Below are 20,514 nucleotides of genomic sequence, written 5' to 3'. Positions count from 1 at the left end.
ACAATATAAAAGGGAAGAATACAATCAATTAGAGGAATTTATTATGTTTCAGTCAAAAATCGCAGGAATTGGCTATTACGTTCCAAAAAACGTATATACCAACAATGACTTAACACGTTTTATGGATACCAGTGACGAATGGATTCAAGAAAGAACAGGTATCAAAGAGCGTCGCTATGCTGACCGTATTGGAGAAACGACAACCACAATGGGTGTTGAAGCCGCGAAAATAGCAATTGAACGCGCCAATATCAGCAAGGAAGATGTCGATTTCATCATCTTTGCAACCTTGTCGCCTGACTATTATTTCCCAGGCTGCGCTGTTTTACTACAGCGGGAAATGGGCATGAACGAGGTCGGCGCATTGGATATCAGAAATCAATGTTCTGGTTTCATCTATGCCCTATCCATAGCAGATCAATTTGTCAAAACGGGGATGTACAAAAATGTACTTGTAGTGGGTTCAGAAAAACATTCATTTGCACTCGATTTTTCAACCAGAGGACGTGCTGTTTCTGTAATTTTCGGTGATGGTGCCGGAGCAGTAATTGTGCAGCCGACAACCGAAGCTGGAAAAGGCATTTTGAGCACGCATTTGCATTCCGATGGCGCGGAAGCAGAAAAGCTCGCGATGTATTATCCAGGAGCATCAAGCGGAATCTGGCTGGACAAAATGCCCGATTGGCCGGAACAGGAATTGGGGGGATTATTGATGACCAAAGAAATGCTTGAAGATGGAACTGCGTTCCCAAATATGGACGGACAGGCCGTTTTCAAAAAGGCCGTTGTAAAGTTCCCCGAAGTTATTCATGAGGCTTTGACAAAGAACAACCTGAAAACTTCTGACATCGACTTATTGATTCCCCATCAGGCCAATCTTCGTATTTCACAGTTTGTTCAGAAAACCTTGGGATTAAATGAGGATCAGGTGTTCAACAATATCCAAAAATACGGCAATACCACAGCAGCGTCCATACCGATCGCGTTATGTGAGGCTTGGGAAGCCGGAAAAATAAAAGAGGGCGATCTTATTTGTTTAGCCGCCTTTGGCGCAGGCTTTACCTGGGGATCCGCTTTAATCAGGTGGTAAAAAAGGATTACTAAACATAAAAAGGCGATAATCATAAGATTATCGCCTTTTTTATATTGTCCTGATTAAGGATTATCCGTTTGATAACGCTGCCGCTCCAGAGACGATCTCGGTCAATTCTGTTGTAATTGCCGCTTGACGTGCTTGGTTATACGATAACTTAAGTGATTTCAATAAGTCACCAGCATTTTCAGTTGCTTTATCCATTGCTGTCATACGTGCGCCATGCTCAGAAGCATTGGAATCTAAAACAGCTTTGTATAATTGAATCTTGATGGCTTTAGGAATTAATTCTTCAATAATCTTCTCTTTAGAAGGTTCGATGATATAATCCACTTCAGCTTCAATTTTTGCTTTATGCGTATGTTGTGTGTTTTGCTCTGCAGGTGGTAATAAAGGCAAAATTTGCTCTGCTGTCAACTCTTGAACTGCAGCGTTTTTGAATTGGTTATAAACCACTTCAACACGATCAAAATTACCTTCCTTAAATTGTTCCATGATAAATTCTGTCACTACAGAAACAGATCCAAAATTTAAATCAGAAAACAAGTCTGAGTGATTAGCTATCACATCGAAATTACGCTTCGAATAGAAATCGTAACCCTTTTTACCAATAGCGATGATACTCAAATTGCCTTTCGCATGCTGCTCGGCATATTTGTTAGCGATCAAGTTATTAGTCATCTTGATAGCATTCGCGTTGAATGCCCCAGCCAAACCTCTATTAGAAGAAACAACAACGATCAACACCTTATTTGGCTCACGATCTACTGTGAAAGGAGAATTACTTCCCTCCACACTTGCAGAAACATCAGCCAAAATATCTCTTAGTTTATTCGCATATGGGCGCAATTGTAAGATAGCGTTAGTAGCGCGCTTCAATTTAGCAGCCGAAACCATTTTCATGGCTTTAGTGATCTGCTGTGTTGATGATACCGAGGTAATCCGGTTTCTTACTTCTTTTAAATTTGCCATATTTGTTTTAAGTATCAAGTACCTAGTATTGAGTATTGAGTCTAGTCAATGGACTCAATACCAAATACTCATTACTAATTAATATTTTGATGCTAAATCCTTAGCTACTGTTTCTAATACTGCAGTCAACTCATCAGAGAATTTACCAGCTTTGAACGCTGACAAAACTTCTGGATGGCGTTGTTCCAATTGCGTCAAGAATTCGTCTTCAAACGCTCTTACTTTATTTACTGGAACATTACGTAATAAACCTTTCGTTCCAATGTAAATGATCGCAACTTGTTTCTCTACCGAAACTGGAGAGTATTGACCTTGTTTCAAGATCTCAACGTTACGAACACCTTTATCCAATACAGCCTTAGTAGCAGCATCTAGATCAGAACCGAATTTCGCGAAAGCTTCCAATTCACGGTACTGCGCTTGATCCAACTTTAATGTACCTGATACCTTTTTCATCGGTTTGATCTGAGCGTTACCCCCCACACGAGATACCGAAATACCTACGTTGATCGCCGGACGAATACCAGCATTAAATAAGTTAGATTCCAAGAAGATCTGACCATCTGTAATAGAGATTACGTTGGTAGGGATATATGCCGAAACGTCACCTGCTTGTGTTTCGATGATTGGAAGAGCTGTCAATGAACCACCACCTTTAACCAAATGCTTGATAGACTCAGGAAGGTCATTCATGTTACGAGCGATATCATCAGAAGAGTTGATTTTCGCTGCACGCTCCAATAAACGGCTGTGTAAGTAGAAAACGTCACCTGGATATGCCTCGCGGCCTGGAGGACGACGCAACAACAAAGAAACCTCACGGTAAGCCACAGCTTGTTTAGACAAATCATCATAAACGATCAACGCTGGACGGCCTGTATCACGGAAGAACTCACCGATAGCAGCACCCGCCATTGGCGCGTAGAATTGAAGTGGAGCCGGATCCGCCGCAGAAGCAGCGACAACAACTGTATAAGCCATTGCACCTCTTTCCTCCAAGGTACGAACGATATTCGCTACTGTAGAATTCTTTTGACCTACAGCAACGTAGATACAGAATACAGGTTGACCTGCATCATAGAACTCTTTTTGGTTTAAGATCGTATCGATACAAACCGCAGTTTTACCTGTTTGACGGTCACCGATGACCAACTCACGCTGACCACGACCTACTGGAATCATCGCATCAATCGCTTTGATACCCGTTTGTAATGGCTCAGTTACCGGTTGACGGTAGATAACACCCGGAGCTTTCCGCTCGATAGGCATTTCATACAATTCACCTTGGATAAGTCCTTTACCATCAATTGGTTGACCCAATGTATTCACAACACGTCCCAACAAACCTTCTCCAACTTTGATGGATGCAATACGGTTGGTACGTTTAATAGTATCTCCTTCTTTAATTTCGTCAGAAGGACCTAAAAGTACAACACCGACGTTGTCTTCTTCTAAGTTTAATACAATACCTTGTAATCCGTTATCAAATTCAACCAACTCACCGGACTGAACTTTAGTTAAGCCGTAAATACGAGCAATACCGTCACCTACAGCAAGTACGGTACCCACTTCCTCTAGTTCGGCTTCTGATTTAAAGCCCGACAATTGTTCTCTTAGAATTGCCGAAACTTCATCTGGTCTTACCTCTATCATTTTAATTATTATAAGGGGTTTTTTGATTTATTTTACTTCAAGTATCAGAATAACTTAGTTACCCTGATTCAAATATCTTTCTAATTTATTCAACTTACCAGCAATACTTGCATCAATCTGGCGGTCACCAACATTGACTACAAATCCACCGATCAAACTGCTATCGACTTTATTGTTCAATATCACCTGAGCGTTGGTTTCTTTTGCAAGTACATCTTTCATCGCTGCCAAATTAGCTTCAGAAAGTGGTGCTGCAGATGTAACTGTAGCTTTCACAATACCTTTTACCTCGTTATACTCACGGACAAATTCCTGAGCTGTAGCATATACTATTGTACCACGACCTTTGTTGATCATGATCTTAAAGAATGCCAAGATATTCGGATTGATCTTATCTTTAAATAAAGCATCCAATATGTTTTTCTTCTTGTCCAAAGGAACAATAGGATTGGCCAAAACAGCCTGCAATTCCGAACTGGATTTTAAAACAGCAATGAACGAATCCATATCTGTCTTGATGGTCTCCAGTGAGCCTTGCTCGCTAGCCAAGTCAATTAATGACTTTGCATATCTCGATGCTACTTTAAATACTGACATAATTCTATTTCGTAATTTAAGTGACCAGATTAGTTCAATTTAACATCATTCAGCAAATCTGCCACTAAAGCTTCTTGCTTACCTTGGTCCTCAAATTCTTTTGTTAACACTTTACGAGCGATATCCAAAGACAAAGAAGAAACTTGTGATTTTACCTCAGCCAAAGCTTTATTCTTTTGTTCTTCGATCTCTTCTTTCGCTTGAGCAATCATTTTAGCACCTTCAGTTTGTGCCTGTGTTTTTGCCTCAGTAACGATTTTCTCTTTTAGCTCTTTTGCTTCTTTAAGGATAACATCACGTTCCGCACGAGCCTCTTTAAGCAATTGTTCGTTCTCATTTGTCAAACGAGCCATTTCTAATTTAGCTTTCTCAGCAGCTTCCAATGCATTCGCAATTCCTTGCTCACGTTCATCCAAAGCATTGACGATAGGTTTCCAAGCAAACTTGCCCAATAAAAAGATCACAACCAATAAGATGATTAGTTGCCAAAAGAACAAACCGTACGAGAACTGATTAATTAATGCTTCCATTTATATACAATTGTAAATTATAATTTTCTTTTGTTTGTATTTTTTTGTTTAAATACAGTCTGCAACCAACCGTTGCAAACTGTATTTAGTAAACTTTTAATCAGCTTGGATTATTTACCTAAGATTAAAGCACCGAATGCTAAACCTTCAACTAAGGCACCAATGATGATCATCGCAGTTTGAATTTTAGATGCTGCTTCTGGTTGACGAGCGATAGCTTCCATAGCTGAACCACCGATTTTACCTAAACCTAAACCTGCACCGATTACGATTAAACCTGCTCCAATTAAGTTGTACATAATAATTATTTTATAAAATTTAACAAAAAAATTCGATTAATGATGCGCGTGTTCTTCAACAGCCATTCCGATAAACAAGGATGACAACATGGTAAAGATAAAGGCCTGCAAAAACGCAACCAGTAGCTCCAAGAAAAACAACACTAATGTTAACAACATGGACACCCCGATACTACCACCGACTGTCAACTGTTGTTGAAATAAATATACGATTGCGATCAAACCCATTACAACGGAGTGACCAGCAGTAATATTCGCAAACAAACGCAACATCAAGGAGAAAGGCTTAGTAAACATACCCAACACCTCAATTGGCGCCAAAATAAATTTGAAAGGAACTGGAACACCTGGCATCCAAAAAATGTGTTTCCAATAATCTTTATTAGCCTTAAAGTTGGTAATAAAGAAAGTGAATAAAGCCAAACATAAAGTGACTGTAATATTTCCTGTTACGTTAAAACCTAGTGGAGTCATACCTAACAAGTTTAAAACAAAGATCAAGAAAAACACAGATAACAGGTAAGGCATAAATTCTTTATAACGATGACCAATATTTGGAACAGCCATCTCATCACGTACATATAAAACCAATGGTTCTAAAACGCGACCAACACCTTTAGGAAGGTTATTAACACCTTTCTTGTATGTTTTAGCCAGGCATATGAAACCCCAGAACAATAAGAATGCTGCCAATAATAGGCCCACCACGTTCTTTGTAATCGAGAAATCTAAAGGTTTTGAATTCGTAGGGTGATGTGCTTCATCAAAGTTTAAGGTACCTGAAGCATCTGTTTTATAGATCTTGCCATGGTAAAGTGTATAGTATTGACCATTTTTCTCTACAACGGATTCGCCATGATGAAACTCGCCAGAAGAAAAAACAACCAATCCATTATCAATAAGAATTACTGGCAATGGAAAACCATAATGTTTTCCTGCTTTTTGATCGGAGAACAAAGAAAAATAATGATCATCTTGTAAGTGATGTTGACTATACTCTTTGATTTCCTCAGCCTGGGTTTTAGGCGCATCCCCATGCGCTTCTTCAGCTGCTTTTAAGGTAAAAGGATTGACAGCAAGAAAAATTACTGCAAATAATAAAAGTGCTCTCTTAAGATTCACCATTTCAGATTACTATTGAATAATAAAAAATTTTGCGCAAAAATACAATTTTATTTGGCATAAATCACCATTTGTTTAAACTTTTTCCAAAAATAGTTTAAACCTTTTTATCTGCTTGATTTAAAGCGCTAAAAGCGACGTAGACATCCACAAACAGAGAGATAAAAAATACAACCAAAAAGTTATATTCGATAAAGTTATTTTCAAAGGTCTTTAACCCGTCTTTAATATAAATATATCCTGCAACACCTTTCAAGAGCACCAGCCCCAGAAATATAACCCCTAGTTTCTCCGGCATAGACCAATTTGCAAAAAATATCAAGACCGCAACCAGCAACGAAGAACAGAATCCAAAAGTATACATTCCCACCAGACTGTAGGAGGTTTTGCTCCAGTATTGTTCCACGTTCATTCCGGATATCACTAAATAATGCGCAGCAAAACTTGCCACAAAGACGATCAGCAGTATAAGTATGCTTTTCAAATAACTATTCATTCTTATTAATTTGATTTGCCTGCCTGATGAACTGATACAGGGATACAACCACACCCAACAACGTCAACCCTTTCATTCCCCAATCACCCGCAATGGCATATTTATTATCTAACCAACTCCCCACCCAATAAAACAAATATATTGTCACACCCATCTGAATCGGCATGGAAGTAAATACAATCCACTTGTTAATTTTCTTATTGGTTTTCTCCTCTTTCAATTAGCTTATAATAAAAGGTTGACAAATATACATCATAAATCCTTACCCACTACAATCCTAAAACTTTTTGTCCAATTTTAATATCGGGATAATCGATATCCGCCCCCAAAAGCATCTTCAGTTCGGAAGATGATTTGTCTGGATTCGCACGAATAACATCAAGGATACGATCCAGCTTCGCTTGATCAATTAATTCGGTCGCTTCGACCTCCGTGCCCACAAAATTAATTAAATGCCCATAAATTGTACCGGCGACCATCCCTCGCTTGCCCGCAATATCCGCGATAGTCATCCCCTCTTTAAACATTTCTAACGAAATATCCTTTGTATCTAGTTTTTTTGTCCCTTCTTCGTCAGCGCTTTGTGCCGCCAATTCATCTCTTTCCTTTGTCTTAACCTGTGCAGCTACATCTAGCATGGCTGTTTGAAAATCTTCTCTTTTGGATAGCGTTTCGGCAATAATTAGACAATGCTGCAACTGCTCCCGTTTTCTCTTATAATCCAACAATATTGCTTTCAATTCATCAACATATTTCTTTGTTCGCTTGCGGATCTGATATTCCTCAATATGCTTTGTCAGAGCCGCAATAAGATCCTTATCCATCCTTGGCAAAAACCAATTTACAGCGGCAGTCGAACGCTCGCAAATCAGGTCATAATCAATCGCATCCTTATCCCTAAGGAGATCATAAAGGACAACAATAAATTTGTGGGCCACTTTCTCCTGTGTCTGAAGCTGTTTAACGATCTCCTGAAAAAATTGAACAGCCTGCTCTTTCCCATCGATATTACGTTCATCCATTGATTTCAGCAGCTCCGAAGTTTCCACCAAGAGACCATCCCATCGAAAACCATTCATCAAAATCTGCCCTAGATAATTTCGTTGGCACTGTTCCAATATTTCGTTAATACTGGATTGGGAATGTGCACGTTGTGCGAACTCGACCACCTGATAATCCGTACGGATGGCATAAGATGGAATAATGGATTTAAGTACAAGTCCGTCCAAACTCGTCAAACGGCTTAACGCAACATAAACCTGTCCGGCCGCAAATGAGGTACCCGCATCAATAATTGCTTTCTGAAAAGTCAAACCCTGACTCTTATGGATTGTAATAGCCCAGGCTAGTCGCAACGGAAATTGAGAAAATGTACCCAGAATCTCCTCTTTGATTTGATCCTGCCCCTTATCATAATTGTAACGGATATTTTCCCAGGTCTCTCTTTTGACTGTTACCTCTTCAGAGCCGTCAGGAAAAGTGACTGATACCGTTCCTTGTACTGTATCAATATTCTTGACCGTACCGATCTTACCATTGTAATACTTCCGCTCATCACCGGAATCATTCCGGATGAACATCACCTGCGCCCCTATTTTTAAGGACAGCGTTTCCTCGGCAGGATAAGACCCTTGTGCAAAGTCATCCTTTACAACAGCTTTTAAGTTAAGCATCTTTCCAGACAACGAAGCCAGTTTTGCACTGTTGATCTCATCGGCATTCCGATTATGGGATGTCAATGTAATATATTGCTCCTCCTCTTTTGGCACAAAATCCTGTTGGTAATAACCATTTAGAGTAGTTAGCATTTCACTGGTACATTGATTATTCCGTATTGCATTCAAGATCGAAATAAACCCTTCATCCTGCTGACGATAAATCTTATTAAGCTCCAGCATGACCAAAGGGCTATCCCTTAGAATCTTCGCATTGAAGAAAAATACAGACGAATAATGATCACGGAGAATATTCCATTCCGCATCTTTGACCACAGGGGGCAATTGATATAAATCGCCTATAAACAAGACCTGTAATCCTCCGAAAGGACGCATATCGCGACGAACAGATTGTAATATCACATTGATCGCATCCAAGGTATCTGCCCGTACCATCGAAACCTCATCGATAATCAATAATTCCAGTTCCTGTAGAATCGCCCGACGTTGTTTCGTTAGCTTTATCGTACTGAACAAACGGGATTTATTATAAATATGACTATCCTGCTCATCCCAGCGCAACTCATAATCTTCAACAAATGTTCCGAAAGGAAGCCAAAATAAGGAGTGAAGAGTCGTCCCACCAGCATTCATAGCAGCTACTCCTGTTGGCGCAGTAATCGCCATTTTCTTATAGCTATGCTCCCGAATATACTTCAAGAAAGTCGTCTTTCCCGTACCTGCTTTTCCTGTAATAAATACATTCTGATTGGTTTGGTTAACAAATGCAACAGCCTGCATAAATGCTGTGTTTTCTCGATCGACTTGAAAATTTGACATATCCTGAAATTAGATTGACCACAAAACTAAGTATTTCATTTTGAAAACATATCCTATCGATAGATTGTATATTTTATATAAAACCACATTTTATTAATGATTTCAGCAAAGCTAAAACGGTTAACTAAAAATATTAATGATTTTTTTCTATATTTAGCTGCTGAATTAATGATCAATAAATTTTTAGAAATTTTATAAGATGGCTATAGATAAAACCGCATTATTTGAAAAAGTGCAAGAGATGTTGACATCCAAAGGATTCAACATTGAGAAGTCGGATGCAGCACGCCCTTGGGGTGGCTTTTTTGTCATCGACGAATCCCAGGCACAAGAGTTCGCAAATGAGTATTTTGGTGGATTGGATGTTCAGGAGTTAAGAATTTCAGGAAAATTAAGTCCAAAAATTCTGATCGTTGCTCCAGACAAGAGACTTTCTTGGCAATACCACCACCGCCGCGCTGAAATCTGGCGTGTTATTCAAGGCAATGTAGGTGTTATGGTTTCGGATACCGATGAGGAGTCAGTGGTATCTACTTTGAAAGAAGGTGAAACAATCAGATTACGTCAGGGACAACGTCACCGTCTAATTGGCTTGGATGGCTTTGGTATTTTGGCAGAAATTTGGCAACATACTGATGCGAACAACCCTTCAGATGAAGACGACATTATTCGTGTTCAAGACGATTTTGGAAGATAGAAGTATTTAATACTTATTTCTCATAAAAGGGCTGTCCAGATGACAGCCCTTTTTCATTTTCATCACTATTCCGCGCCAGACTTTCCTAAAATAGTCAATATTTAGAGCCCTACCACTACTTTGCAGACATCTTCTTTGATTTTAAAAGACAATACCTATCCAAACCATTTGACACTTCTTCATTTCACCAAATACCCTATTAACCCGCAATTAATTACGCTCCATATTTTGCATACCGATTCGCTTTGGCGCATTTAACATAGCTCCCTCAACACGTAAGACCAATCACAATCCTATCACCGGACAAATTTCTCCAATGTTATTTTTCAGATATTGAAGTCTCATTTATTGCATCCATATTTTATCCCTATGAAAATGATCAGCTAGGTCTATTCGCCTCATTCTGACCATTAATTAACCTCATGATGATTTCATTCCAATAAATTAGCTGTCACAATCCTAATTTTTACTATTTTAGTATACGTATAATAAAATGTCACATGATGAGCAACAACGAAAACCAAAGAAGTTCTGGGATATTAAACAGTCTTAAAAAGTTAATTTTCGAAGATGATCAGACAAGCTCTGCCCCTCAATCTCCGGCTCCAGCACCTGCTGCTCCGACACAAGAAAAATTAAATACTCCCACACCAACATATACGTCGGTAACACAGCCTGTAGCAACTGGCAAGACTCCGCCGCCTATTCCTATTACAGCCAACGATGGATCTACGGATCTCAAAGAAATGAAACTAAAGGTTTATGCCATCCTTGAAAAACTTAATGAACCGGGTGTCGATTTTTTTGAAGTCTGGAATGCCGCTGCAGCAATGGGAAAAGTAGAAGAAAACACCTTAAAAGCGGCCTATACCTCACTTAAGTTTGTGGATAGTTCACTATCGAAGGAAAAACTTGTGGCAACTGGCACAAATTATGCTAATAAGCTTAAAGAAACCATAGCCAAAGAGTCGGACCAGAAACAGGAGGAAAAGAAAAGGACCGAACAGGACCGAACAATGGAGATAGCGAATTTGAACAGTGAAATCAAAGCATTAACTGAAAATATTACCAAATTACAAGATGACCTACAGAAAAAGCAGGTCGCCCTGGGACAGATTAATGAAAAGTACGAACCAAAGATCAAAGAAATCGAACAAAAAATAGCAATAGGCAACGCTGCTGTTGGTGAGGTTATTACCGAAATAAACAACGCATTGCATATGATTAATCAATCAATTACATAACTATAAATCAATGGAAAAAAAAGATCAATACATCAATATTCCTGCTGAAATAAAGACACAACTCCCCATATTTCAAGTTTTGGGAGATCATTTACCTGCACAATTAAAATCTCCAGAAGCAAAAAAAACTGCTTCGACTGTTTTCTTTTGGGCATTACTTTTGGGCGGCGCATTTGCTTTTTTCAAATTCCTTCCCATTATGCTTGAATACGCAGGAAAGAGCATTTTATTTGTTATTTTCAGTATTATCCTGATCACTCTATTGCTTTTAGCTCCTAAGATCATCGCCCTACTGCATCGCTTGGGCACTGTACTGTTGTTCAAAGGGGAGAAATCCATTATTAGAAACAATCCCATCGAGACTTTACAATTGCTGTCCCGTGATGCCAAAGACACGTTAAAACGTGTAAAGGAAAAGATCAGTAATGTGGACGGGGTTCGCATTGATATGATTCAAAGCGGTGAAACAGCTCAAAAAACTGCGGAAGAAAAGTACACTTATGCGAAAAGGTTTACGGCTGAAGCTGCTAATCTTGATGAAAAATCAAAGGAAGAAGCCAGCAAAAATAATGCTGAGAAAGCCAATGCCTATGCAAGAGATGCCAAGGAAACACGTACCAAAGCTTTTTTGCTAGGTAAAGAAGGGGAATCCGAAGAACAAAATGCCCGTAGCTATGTGCAATACGCCAATCAGTTTGCCAAAGTACTGGAGGTCCTCAAAGACAACGAAAGCGCAGCACGTATCTATGTAAGTACATTGGATAGCAGTATTTCTATTATTTCCAAGAAGTTAGAAGCAACGCAAAAAATGAAAAATGCAACGGATGGACTTGCCGATGTATTTAATATCAAAGATGGATGGGCTTTTCAGGAAGCAATGAATGCAGCTACAGGTGCTATCAGCCAAAACATTGCTTCGATTAGATCCAACTTGGATTTCTTGGATCAAAACAACAACATCACAGTCGGGGGCGCCCCTTCACAAGGAGAACTGGAAGAATTTATACGTAAGGTCGACGAACGTAATTTGAAAGTACTTAATGTCACTCAGATGTCCGATGCGAGCTACGAACTCAAGCCAGAGGAGAAAATCGACAAAGGCTTTACATTACTAGATTAATTAACAAAACAATATCATATTATTCAAAATTATGGAAGAGAAATCGACATGGGCTAGATTAAGATGGCCTATCAAAGCGCTTATTATCGCGGTACCTATTCTTGCTATTGGCTATTGGGCGATGCAATCAGGCAAATTCGACACAATCCCAACTGTTAATAAAGCAGATACATCCAGTTCCAACACACCAGGCGCAGCTACCCCAACCTCTGGCAGCACACGTTCATTCAATTATCAACCTGAAAAACCGATCGATGGAGAGTATAAGGGTGTTGTAGAAGTGGGCGCCTCGGGATTCAATTCCTTTGTCGTCAATATGGATAAAGAAAATCGTTGGGAGATTATTTCCAAAGATTTTGGTAAATCCTTTGCTTATGAAGGCTTAGCCAATACCGAAGATATCCGTAAAGGATTAAAAGACTATATCGGCATGATGCTCGATAAAGGTGTGAAATCTAAAAACATCCACTTTGTTATCAGCTCTGGCGCACAAAAAGAACCTAAGACGACTGTGATTAGTTCCGAGCTCAGAAAAATGGGTTTTGTTGTTAATTTAGTGACTGCCGAACAAGAAGGAAAGCTGGCGCTTAAATCTGTTCTTCCTAAGGCTTATGAAGAAAATTCTTTTGTTGTGGATATCGGTTCGGGCAACACCAAAATCTCCTGGATTGATGGTAATACCAAATCTGAGGAAGCGCCTGGCGCAAAATATTATGAAAAAGATCTAAAAGACGATGCCGTTTATGCGGAAGTGAAAAAATTAGGTGAGAAAATACCCGCTGCAAAAAGAGAAGTATGTTTTATCATTGGTGGTGTTCCCTTTGAACTAGCATCTCAGACACGTCAAGGAGACGAACGGTTTACAGTATTGAATGACCCTTCCTCTTATAAAGCAGAAAAAATAAAAACCAAAAGCGGAGTAAACATCTACAAAGCACTTAAAGATGCGACCAATTGCGATACCTTTGTATTTGACTGGGACGCAAACTTCACGATCGGCTTTTTGCTTTCATTGAATAAATAATTACATTTTACAGCAACAAAAAGAGCTGTACTTTTTTCAAAGTACAGCTCTTTTTGTATCACCATTACAAGCCTTAGCCCATAAAGCTCAAAAGATATAATACTAAAAGAATCAAAAGGATCAGGGATACAATTTTCCAGACGCTGTACGGTCTTTGTCCATAAACCTTGCCATTGAAAGCATTCACCATAATTTGATAACTCTTACCTTTATACTGATAGGCTGAGAGCCAGATCGGCAACAAAATATATTTCAATCTGATCGACTTAAAATCGCTATCGATGGAATCAATGTCCTGTGTATCCCCACCAATATCATCCTCTACCTGCCGCACAATTTCACGATCCATAATAGCACGGGCAGTTCCGGCAGCCACCACATGATCAACACTGAAAGTCTCCGCGATAAAACCACTTAAATACTGTTCATTAAACGGTTTCAGGTAATCTAGGTTCCAAGGACCTATTTTGTCCGAAAATTTTTCAGGCAGTGAAGTCGATCCGGAAATAACAATATCTCTAAATCGACTATAGATCCTCCCTGAAGCAGGATACCAGTTCGTGCGGCGCTCTTCATATTCCTCCGTTTCACCGTCTGAATTACGTCGTGTCCGCGTTACATAATAATATTCCCCACGGGATCCTTCATAAGAAGAATGCACATCCGAATCATATGACCAAAATGGTATATATACACCCTTCAAACGATCATTTCGCGTATTAAAGATTTTTTTGAAATCATTGGGGGCAAACCAGACCTTTCCTGCCCATTGGGTCAATAATCCAAACGCCTGTTTGTAATCCACTGTGAAAGGTACAAGTCCATGAGGTCTGACAATACGTCTTTGCTGATGATCAATAACCAATGGCGATGCACAGAAGGCACAGACATCCGCAGTAACATGCGGATTCAACCTTGAATTAGCGCCACAGTTGTTGCAATGAACAATCTCACCCAGATAACTATAACGTTCATCTGCCACACCCTCCATCGCTTTACCAAAAACCTTATAATCCGTTGCTTCAATCTCACCACTTACGGGCATTTCATCCGCAATTTCATTTTTAGTCCCACAGTAAGAACATTCCAGATAGGAAGTTCCGGGCTGATAAGTCAAAACGGCACCGCAACCTTGGCATTTTAACCCCCGATCTATTTCGGAGGTTTTCTCTTCAAAACTCATACTCGTGATAGCACTTATACCTCTAAACTCCAGGAATTGGCGGTGGAGTTTGTGAAAACAAATCCTTCAATTCTACAACTTTATCAGCCTCAGTCCAGTTATCGAGCCCTTCCTTCCATACTAACGTTGACGTGGTAAGCGTACCTTCACCCACTAATCCACGCAACTGTTCCTGATCGAAAGGTCCCTCCTGCTTGCCTTTTATAGCCAGGTAATAAGCAACGGCCTTGGGTAATGGCGGTGGCCCAGCTGATCCTGCTGCAACAGCTCCCGCACCAGCAACACCATTAGGGTTATTCCCGTCAAAATTATTCTGTTGGAATACATTGCCCATTTGTCCAACCATCCCAGCACCCAAACCTGCACCAAAGCCTGCACCAACAATACCACCACTGCTTGGATTTTCCGCTGCTTTCTCCATCGAATTGGCCGCTTGAAATTGCGCATAAGCACCAAGGTTCCCGACCACGCCCATACTACTTCTTTTATCCAGTGCTTTTTCCACTTCTTCTGGAAATGAGATATTCTCAATCAAAAATTTGGTCAAGCTCAATCCGATCTCCTCAAAATCTCCGGTTATCTTTTGTTGAATCAATGCGGAAACTTCATCGTAGTTAGACGCTAAATCCAAGGCCGGAATTTTAGACTCCGCAATAGCATCCATACCTCTTGACACAGCAATATTGCGCAATTGCTCAGTAATATCATCTACAGTAAATACCGGGGTCGTCGCAACCAACTGTTTCATAAAAACAGGAACGTCTTTCACTTGAAAGGAAAAATTTCCAAAGGCACGAAGACGTATTGGCCCAAATTCCGGATCACGCAACATAATCGGATTTTTTGTTCCCCAACGCTGATTAACAAACTGACGCAGGTTAATAAAATAGACATCAGCCTTAAATGGGCTATTAAAGCCATACTTCCAACCTCTAATGGTTGTCATAATCGGCATATTTTGTGTCGTCAATTCATATCTTCCGGGTTGAAATACATCAGCAACCACACCCTCATTTAAGAACACCGCTGCCTGCCCCTCACGTACAGTAAGTTGTGCACCCATTTTTATTTCATTCTGATACCTAGGAAATTTCCATACGATCGTATCAGTACTATTATCGACCCACTCGATAATATCAATAAATTCATTCCTGATTTTATCAAATAACCCCATAAATTTTTCTCTTTACAATTACTTACACTAAATGTAAACATTTCTTGGGAAACCGCCAATTTTAACAATCATATCAGAAACCATAGATATCTAAAAAATTTAGTCTTTCATACCATATATCGTTTTTATTTTTTATACTTTTGTTAGCTAAGTTCTACATAAATTTATGAGTACATATAACGAAGACAGTATTAGGTCCCTGGATTGGAAAGAGCATATCCGCCTTCGTCCGGGAATGTACATAGGAAAGTTGGGGGACGGTTCAGCCTACGATGATGGCATCTATGTTTTATTGAAAGAAGTCGTCGACAACTCGATCGACGAATTTGTAATGGGTGCCGGTAAAACCATTGATATCACTGTAAACGAAAACAAAGTTTCAGTACGCGATTATGGCCGTGGAATTCCAATTGGCTCCGTCGTAGATGTAGTTTCCAAGATCAATACAGGTGGTAAATATGACAGCAAGGCCTTCCAAAAATCCGTTGGCTTAAATGGTGTAGGTACAAAAGCCGTCAATGCATTATCCAGCCAGTTTACAGTACAATCCTACCGCCAAAATATAACGCGTATTGCGCAGTTTTCCAAAGGGGAATTGGTAAATGACGAGCAGAAAGACACTACCCAACGTAATGGTACATCGGTAACATTCTATCCAGACGATTCTATTTTCAGAAACTACAAATACCGTTCAGAATTTGTAGAGAATATGATCTGGAATTATGTTTTTCTGAATTCAGGTCTTACGATCAACTTCAATGGACAGCGATTTATTTCTGAAAATGGATTAAAAGATCTATTAGAAAGGAATATTGACGCCGAATCCATGCGCTATCCAATCATTCACCTACGTGGGGAGGATATCGAGATTGCAATGACCCATGGTCAACAGTATGGAGAAGAATATTATTCCTTTGTGAATGGTCAGCATACCACACAAGGGGGAACACATCAGGCGGCATTCCGAGAAGCACTTGTAAAAACCATTCGCGAGTTCTACAAAAAAGAATTTGATGCGTCAGATATTCGATCCTCGATTATTGGTGCCATCGCCATAAAAGTTCAGGAACCGGTTTTCGAATCCCAAACAAAAACAAAATTAGGCTCTCAGAGTGTAGGCCCAGAAGGCCCTACTGTAAGAGGGTTTATTAATGATTTTGTCAAAAAAGCATTGGATGATTACTTGCATAAAAATCCAACGACAGCGGATGCGCTTCAAAAACGTATTCTCCAATCTGAAAGAGAACGGAAGGATATTGCAGGGATCAAAAAACTAGCGAATGAAAGAGCTAAAAAAGCCTCTTTGCACAACCGCAAATTGCGTGACTGTAAAGTCCATTTCAGCGATAAAAACGAGCGCAACCAAGAAACGACACTTTTCATAACAGAGGGTGACTCCGCATCAGGTTCGATCACCAAATCACGTGACGTACAGACTCAAGCCGTTTTCAGCTTAAAAGGAAAACCGCTGAACTCTTATGGCATGTCCAAAAAGATCGTTTATGAAAACGAAGAGTTCAATCTCTTGCAGCACGCCCTCAATATTGAAGATGGATTGGATGGACTACGTTATAATAATATCGTTATCGCTACCGATGCCGATGTTGATGGAATGCACATCCGTCTGCTATTATTGACCTTTTTCTTACAGTTTTTCCCTGATTTGGTCAAAGCAGGACATGTATCTATCCTCCAAACACCATTATTCAGGGTGCGGAATAAAAAGGAGACGATCTATTGTTATTCGGATGAAGAAAGACAAAAAGCAATTGCGAAACTTGGAGCAAAACCTGAAATCACACGATTTAAAGGTTTAGGTGAAATATCACCCTCTGAATTTGGTCTCTTTATCGGAAAAGATATCCGTCTGGATCCTGTTATTTTATCAAAAGACAATAAAATTCAACAATTATTAGAATACTACATGGGCAAAAATACACCAGATCGACAAAAACATATTGTCGAAAATCTACGTGTAGAAGTAGACCTTGAAGAAGAACTAACAAAAAAAGCGGGTTAAATTAACCCGCTTTTTTGCGACCTACGACCAATATTTCATGTACAACCAAACCTTAATTCTGATCCAATGTCAAGATGCCGTTGGATTAGTAGCCAATATTTCCAATACACTGGCCCAATATCAGCTTAACATCATTACCATGCGGGAATATGTTGATGAGGAGGCGAACAAGTTTTTTGTCCGTGTTGTCTGCAATGGTCTTTTCCCTGATCAGACACAGCTCACCGATTCCCTGGCCAATGTGCTTCCTCCCTCCGCTCAGATTCAGGTCAACCCCAGTAATCGAAAGAAAATTGTTGTTCTCGTAACCAAAGAGCACCATTGTTTAGCCGATATTCTTGTCCGACAACATTTTGAAACCTGGGGTGCAGAAGTACAGGCTGTCATTGGTAATTACGATACTTTACGCTCGTTTACGGATAAATTTGAGATCCCATTCCATTATATTTCGCATGAAGGTATATCGAAAGAAGATTTTGAGACACAATTGATTGCCCAAATCAAACAATACGATTTTGATTATATTATTCTAGCAAAATTTATGCGGATTCTCTCCCCCCTATTTGTTGCAACATTCGAAAATAGGTTGGTCAATATTCATCATTCTTTTCTACCTGCATTTATCGGCGCAAATCCTTACAAGCAGGCACATTCCCGAGGTGTAAAAATCATTGGTGCGACAGCACACTTTGTTACCGACCAGCTCGATGAAGGTCCTATCATTGTTCAAGATATTCGTCATGTCAATCATACCTACACCGTCAAAGATATGGTTACTGCCGGGAAGGAGATTGAAAAAGCCGTTTTAAGTAGAGCGATCCGCTTATTGAGTGAAGACCGTGTAATGCTCAACGATTACAAAACGATTGTATTTGAATAGTGATCACAATCACCACTTTAAACGTATAGTCATTATTTTTTAATCGCGTTATTCTTGATTATTTCGTAAAAGAACTATTTAAGAATGACGCACACTTTCCATATCCCTGTATTAGGACTTGCTTTTTCGATAGACTCAGCAATCAAAGTTGCCCGCTATGGCATCTCAACGGTCATGTCTATTGTAGACGATGAGCTCATAGAGCGTATCCGGGCATATTACTGCAAACTTAACCAGCTGGCCTTTCACCCCATTCATAAGCAAGAAGAAGATTATAGAGCCAGTCGAATCACCGCTTATCTTGATTTGGTCAAGACTTTAGTAGAACAACAAATGGAAACACTAAAGCAACAACCTTTTACAGCGGATTCTGATCTAACAAAGTATTTTCAGTTATTGCCGGAATCTCATCCTGCTAGACCAATCTATCATGCCATGGAGATTGAGACCAATACCAGTATCAAGCAGCAGTTACAAGAATTATTGATTGGCTATGTAAAACCTGGCGAAATCGATGTCAATATTATGTCCAAAGTGGATAAACTGAATTTTAAAAATGATGTTGCTTTGGATCAAAAGTATTCAGACGCTTCAGCTGCGCTACGCGGATTCGTCAATTCCACTTTACATTCCGCTGTTATCCTATCAGCGGGAATGAATCCTCATTTATACGCCTATCTGGCCGAATTACCAGCATTCTTTCCAAAACCTGACAGCACATTTGATAAAAAGGTAGTTTTGAAAGTCAGCGACTTTAGATCATCACTCATCCAGGCAAAATATCTTGCAAAAAGAGGTGTTTGGGTATCCGAATTCCGGGTAGAATCCGGATTGAATTGTGGTGGGCACGCTTTCGCTACAGATGGTTTCTTATTGGGACCCATCCTTGAGGAGTTCAAAGAAAAAAAAGAAAATTTAAAAATTGAGCTCTTTACAATTTATCAGGATTATTGGGCATCCCAAGGTGTACGATTAACGGATTTTCCTCCAATGAAGTACACTGTACAAGGCGGAGTAGGGACAGCCATGGAGCATCAGTTTCTACTGGATTATTATGAATTTGACGCTGTAGGCTGGGGTTCCCCTTTTCTAATGGTCCCAGAGGCAACAACGGTAGACAATGAAACATTGAAAGCACTGGAGGAAGCGGAGAAAACAGATTTCTATTGCAGTGGAGCATCACCTTTAGGAGTACCATTTAATAATTTTAGACCAAGTAATGCCGAAAAATTACGATTGGAACGCATCAAAAAAGGAAGACCGGGTAGTCCCTGTAAAAAGGAATATCTTGTTACTAATCGTGAGTTCGGAGAAAAACCGGTTTGCACCGCTTCACGCACTTATCAGCATCAAAAGATCCGGGAACTACAGGGGCAAGGACTTACCGATGAAGAATATAACAGGTCATTTGATACCATCACCGAAAAAACCTGTCTTTGTGAAGGTCTCGCAGCTCCCGCCTACCTCAAATATGGCATCCAACGAAATAAAGAACAGACAGCTGTTTCTATTTGCCCTGGACCTAATCTGGTCTGGTTCAAAAGGCAATATTCTTTAAAACAGATGGTTGATCATATTTATGGCCGTGGCTCTATCCTAAAGCATTCAGATAGACCATTTGTGCTAATCAATGAATTAAACCTTTACATCGATCATATCCAAAAGTACGTCGAGGACAATAAAGACATCCTCAATGACAAAAAAATAAAATATATCACGAAGTTCAAGGCGCAATTACAGCTAGGGATAGATTACTATCATCGGTTACAAAATAAACTCCTTTATATTCCTAAAAGCACCCAGGCAGCCATACCATTACAATTGGAACTCGCTATGATCCGTTTAAATAATGTTCATATTTAAGTACGATATCTATTTCATGCTAAAAATAAACGCGGCAGATCCACAAGACCTG

Annotated in this window: 19 protein-coding genes; 8 read left to right on the top strand and 11 right to left on the bottom strand. The window is 39.7% G+C overall.

Annotation, left to right across the window (positions count from 1 at the left end):
- The first annotated feature begins 43 nt into the window (after window positions 1-43).
- Window positions 44-1,090: a 3-oxoacyl-ACP synthase III family protein gene (locus ABFX33_RS23565; protein WP_346088656.1), complete on the top strand. Its 1,047-nt coding sequence runs from the start codon at window positions 44-46 to the stop codon at window positions 1,088-1,090.
- A gap of 72 nt (window positions 1,091-1,162) precedes the next feature.
- Here the strand turns inward: ABFX33_RS23565 and atpG are convergent, their stop codons facing one another.
- From atpG to ABFX33_RS23520, 9 genes are all read right to left on the bottom strand, one after another.
- Complete coding sequence (gene atpG, locus ABFX33_RS23560; RefSeq protein WP_257087408.1) at window positions 1,163-2,065, bottom strand: ATP synthase F1 subunit gamma; 903 nt, start codon at window positions 2,063-2,065, stop codon at window positions 1,163-1,165.
- A 78-nt stretch (window positions 2,066-2,143) separates the two neighbouring features.
- The gene (gene atpA / locus ABFX33_RS23555) at window positions 2,144-3,718 is read right to left on the bottom strand and encodes a F0F1 ATP synthase subunit alpha (protein ID WP_346088654.1); all 1,575 of its coding nucleotides are present in this window, start codon (window positions 3,716-3,718) and stop codon (window positions 2,144-2,146) included.
- Between the two features lie 54 nt (window positions 3,719-3,772).
- On the bottom strand, window positions 3,773-4,315 hold the full coding sequence (locus tag ABFX33_RS23550) for a F0F1 ATP synthase subunit delta (RefSeq protein WP_120262216.1): 543 nt from the start codon (window positions 4,313-4,315) through the stop codon (window positions 3,773-3,775).
- Between the two features lie 29 nt (window positions 4,316-4,344).
- Complete coding sequence (locus ABFX33_RS23545; protein WP_120262215.1) at window positions 4,345-4,845, bottom strand: F0F1 ATP synthase subunit B; 501 nt, start codon at window positions 4,843-4,845, stop codon at window positions 4,345-4,347.
- A 110-nt stretch (window positions 4,846-4,955) separates the two neighbouring features.
- Window positions 4,956-5,144, bottom strand: a complete 189-nt coding sequence (gene atpE / locus ABFX33_RS23540) for an ATP synthase F0 subunit C (protein WP_028070619.1) — start codon at window positions 5,142-5,144, stop codon at window positions 4,956-4,958.
- A 36-nt stretch (window positions 5,145-5,180) separates the two neighbouring features.
- Window positions 5,181-6,269 (bottom strand): F0F1 ATP synthase subunit A, encoded by a 1,089-nt coding sequence (gene atpB, locus ABFX33_RS23535; protein ID WP_346088652.1) that lies wholly within the window; start codon window positions 6,267-6,269, stop codon window positions 5,181-5,183.
- Between the two features lie 94 nt (window positions 6,270-6,363).
- Window positions 6,364-6,762, bottom strand: coding sequence for a hypothetical protein (locus ABFX33_RS23530; protein ID WP_120262213.1), 399 nt, complete (start codon window positions 6,760-6,762; stop codon window positions 6,364-6,366).
- The gene (locus tag ABFX33_RS23525; protein ID WP_223581168.1) at window positions 6,755-6,982 is read right to left on the bottom strand and encodes an AtpZ/AtpI family protein; all 228 of its coding nucleotides are present in this window, start codon (window positions 6,980-6,982) and stop codon (window positions 6,755-6,757) included. The genes ABFX33_RS23530 and ABFX33_RS23525 overlap by 8 nt, the downstream gene beginning before the upstream one ends.
- A gap of 49 nt (window positions 6,983-7,031) precedes the next feature.
- Window positions 7,032-9,257, bottom strand: coding sequence for a helix-turn-helix domain-containing protein (locus tag ABFX33_RS23520; RefSeq protein WP_346088649.1), 2,226 nt, complete (start codon window positions 9,255-9,257; stop codon window positions 7,032-7,034).
- Between the two features lie 199 nt (window positions 9,258-9,456).
- On the opposite strand from ABFX33_RS23520, the gene ABFX33_RS23515 reads away from it, so the two are divergent.
- The 4 genes from ABFX33_RS23515 (at window position 9,457) to ABFX33_RS23500 (ending at window position 13,342) form a co-directional block, all read left to right on the top strand.
- Window positions 9,457-9,954 (top strand): cupin domain-containing protein, encoded by a 498-nt coding sequence (locus tag ABFX33_RS23515; RefSeq protein ID WP_120262211.1) that lies wholly within the window; start codon window positions 9,457-9,459, stop codon window positions 9,952-9,954.
- 500 nt (window positions 9,955-10,454) lie between these two features.
- The gene (locus ABFX33_RS23510; protein ID WP_346088647.1) at window positions 10,455-11,198 is read left to right on the top strand and encodes a hypothetical protein; all 744 of its coding nucleotides are present in this window, start codon (window positions 10,455-10,457) and stop codon (window positions 11,196-11,198) included.
- Between the two features lie 10 nt (window positions 11,199-11,208).
- Window positions 11,209-12,318, top strand: coding sequence for a hypothetical protein (locus ABFX33_RS23505; RefSeq protein WP_282252369.1), 1,110 nt, complete (start codon window positions 11,209-11,211; stop codon window positions 12,316-12,318).
- Between the two features lie 31 nt (window positions 12,319-12,349).
- Window positions 12,350-13,342, top strand: coding sequence for a hypothetical protein (locus ABFX33_RS23500; RefSeq protein ID WP_257087399.1), 993 nt, complete (start codon window positions 12,350-12,352; stop codon window positions 13,340-13,342).
- Window positions 13,343-13,415: 73 nt separating this feature from the next.
- Here the strand turns inward: ABFX33_RS23500 and ABFX33_RS23495 are convergent, their stop codons facing one another.
- Both ABFX33_RS23495 and ABFX33_RS23490 read right to left on the bottom strand, forming a co-directional pair.
- Entirely contained in the window at window positions 13,416-14,525 is a 1,110-nt protein-coding gene (locus ABFX33_RS23495) for a TFIIB-type zinc ribbon-containing protein (protein WP_346088644.1), read from the bottom strand.
- A 22-nt stretch (window positions 14,526-14,547) separates the two neighbouring features.
- Window positions 14,548-15,699 carry an SPFH domain-containing protein gene (locus tag ABFX33_RS23490; protein WP_346088643.1) on the bottom strand — a complete coding sequence of 384 codons (1,152 nt, stop codon included), beginning with the start codon at window positions 15,697-15,699 and terminating at the stop codon, window positions 14,548-14,550.
- A gap of 166 nt (window positions 15,700-15,865) precedes the next feature.
- Here ABFX33_RS23490 and ABFX33_RS23485 point away from each other — a divergent pair, with 166 nt between their 5' ends.
- The 3 genes from ABFX33_RS23485 to ABFX33_RS23475 all read left to right on the top strand — a co-directional run bounded on the left by ABFX33_RS23485 (window position 15,866) and on the right by ABFX33_RS23475 (window position 20,462).
- A complete protein-coding gene (locus tag ABFX33_RS23485; RefSeq protein WP_346088642.1) occupies window positions 15,866-17,719 on the top strand; it encodes a DNA topoisomerase IV subunit B in 1,854 nt (617 codons plus the stop codon).
- 37 nt (window positions 17,720-17,756) lie between these two features.
- On the top strand, window positions 17,757-18,599 hold the full coding sequence (gene purU, locus ABFX33_RS23480) for a formyltetrahydrofolate deformylase (protein WP_346088640.1): 843 nt from the start codon (window positions 17,757-17,759) through the stop codon (window positions 18,597-18,599).
- A gap of 84 nt (window positions 18,600-18,683) precedes the next feature.
- Complete coding sequence (locus ABFX33_RS23475) at window positions 18,684-20,462, top strand: hypothetical protein (RefSeq protein WP_346088639.1); 1,779 nt, start codon at window positions 18,684-18,686, stop codon at window positions 20,460-20,462.
- Window positions 20,463-20,514: the final 52 nt, after the last annotated feature.

This window comes from Sphingobacterium ginsenosidimutans (assembly GCF_039536865.1).
Classification (GTDB): Bacteria; Bacteroidota; Bacteroidia; order Sphingobacteriales; family Sphingobacteriaceae; genus Sphingobacterium; species Sphingobacterium detergens.
This window is presented reverse-complemented; position numbering and strand designations above follow the sequence as displayed.

Excerpts from the sequence above, each read along its gene's own strand:
- ABFX33_RS23565 (WP_346088656.1), top strand. The coding sequence starts at position 44 with ATGTTTCAGTCAAAAATCGCAGGAATTGGCTATTACGTTCCAAAAAAC.
- atpG (WP_257087408.1), bottom strand. The coding sequence starts at position 2,065 with ATGGCAAATTTAAAAGAAGTAAGAAACCGGATTACCTCGGTATCATCA.
- atpA (WP_346088654.1), bottom strand. The coding sequence starts at position 3,718 with ATGATAGAGGTAAGACCAGATGAAGTTTCGGCAATTCTAAGAGAACAA.
- ABFX33_RS23550 (WP_120262216.1), bottom strand. The coding sequence starts at position 4,315 with ATGTCAGTATTTAAAGTAGCATCGAGATATGCAAAGTCATTAATTGAC.
- ABFX33_RS23545 (WP_120262215.1), bottom strand. The coding sequence starts at position 4,845 with ATGGAAGCATTAATTAATCAGTTCTCGTACGGTTTGTTCTTTTGGCAA.
- atpE (WP_028070619.1), bottom strand. The coding sequence starts at position 5,144 with ATGTACAACTTAATTGGAGCAGGTTTAATCGTAATCGGTGCAGGTTTA.
- atpB (WP_346088652.1), bottom strand. The coding sequence starts at position 6,269 with ATGGTGAATCTTAAGAGAGCACTTTTATTATTTGCAGTAATTTTTCTT.
- ABFX33_RS23530 (WP_120262213.1), bottom strand. The coding sequence starts at position 6,762 with ATGAATAGTTATTTGAAAAGCATACTTATACTGCTGATCGTCTTTGTG.
- ABFX33_RS23520 (WP_346088649.1), bottom strand. The coding sequence starts at position 9,257 with ATGTCAAATTTTCAAGTCGATCGAGAAAACACAGCATTTATGCAGGCT.
- ABFX33_RS23515 (WP_120262211.1), top strand. The coding sequence starts at position 9,457 with ATGGCTATAGATAAAACCGCATTATTTGAAAAAGTGCAAGAGATGTTG.
- ABFX33_RS23510 (WP_346088647.1), top strand. The coding sequence starts at position 10,455 with ATGATGAGCAACAACGAAAACCAAAGAAGTTCTGGGATATTAAACAGT.
- ABFX33_RS23505 (WP_282252369.1), top strand. The coding sequence starts at position 11,209 with ATGGAAAAAAAAGATCAATACATCAATATTCCTGCTGAAATAAAGACA.
- ABFX33_RS23500 (WP_257087399.1), top strand. The coding sequence starts at position 12,350 with ATGGAAGAGAAATCGACATGGGCTAGATTAAGATGGCCTATCAAAGCG.
- ABFX33_RS23495 (WP_346088644.1), bottom strand. The coding sequence starts at position 14,525 with ATGAGTTTTGAAGAGAAAACCTCCGAAATAGATCGGGGGTTAAAATGC.
- ABFX33_RS23490 (WP_346088643.1), bottom strand. The coding sequence starts at position 15,699 with ATGGGGTTATTTGATAAAATCAGGAATGAATTTATTGATATTATCGAG.
- ABFX33_RS23485 (WP_346088642.1), top strand. The coding sequence starts at position 15,866 with ATGAGTACATATAACGAAGACAGTATTAGGTCCCTGGATTGGAAAGAG.
- purU (WP_346088640.1), top strand. The coding sequence starts at position 17,757 with ATGTACAACCAAACCTTAATTCTGATCCAATGTCAAGATGCCGTTGGA.
- ABFX33_RS23475 (WP_346088639.1), top strand. The coding sequence starts at position 18,684 with ATGACGCACACTTTCCATATCCCTGTATTAGGACTTGCTTTTTCGATA.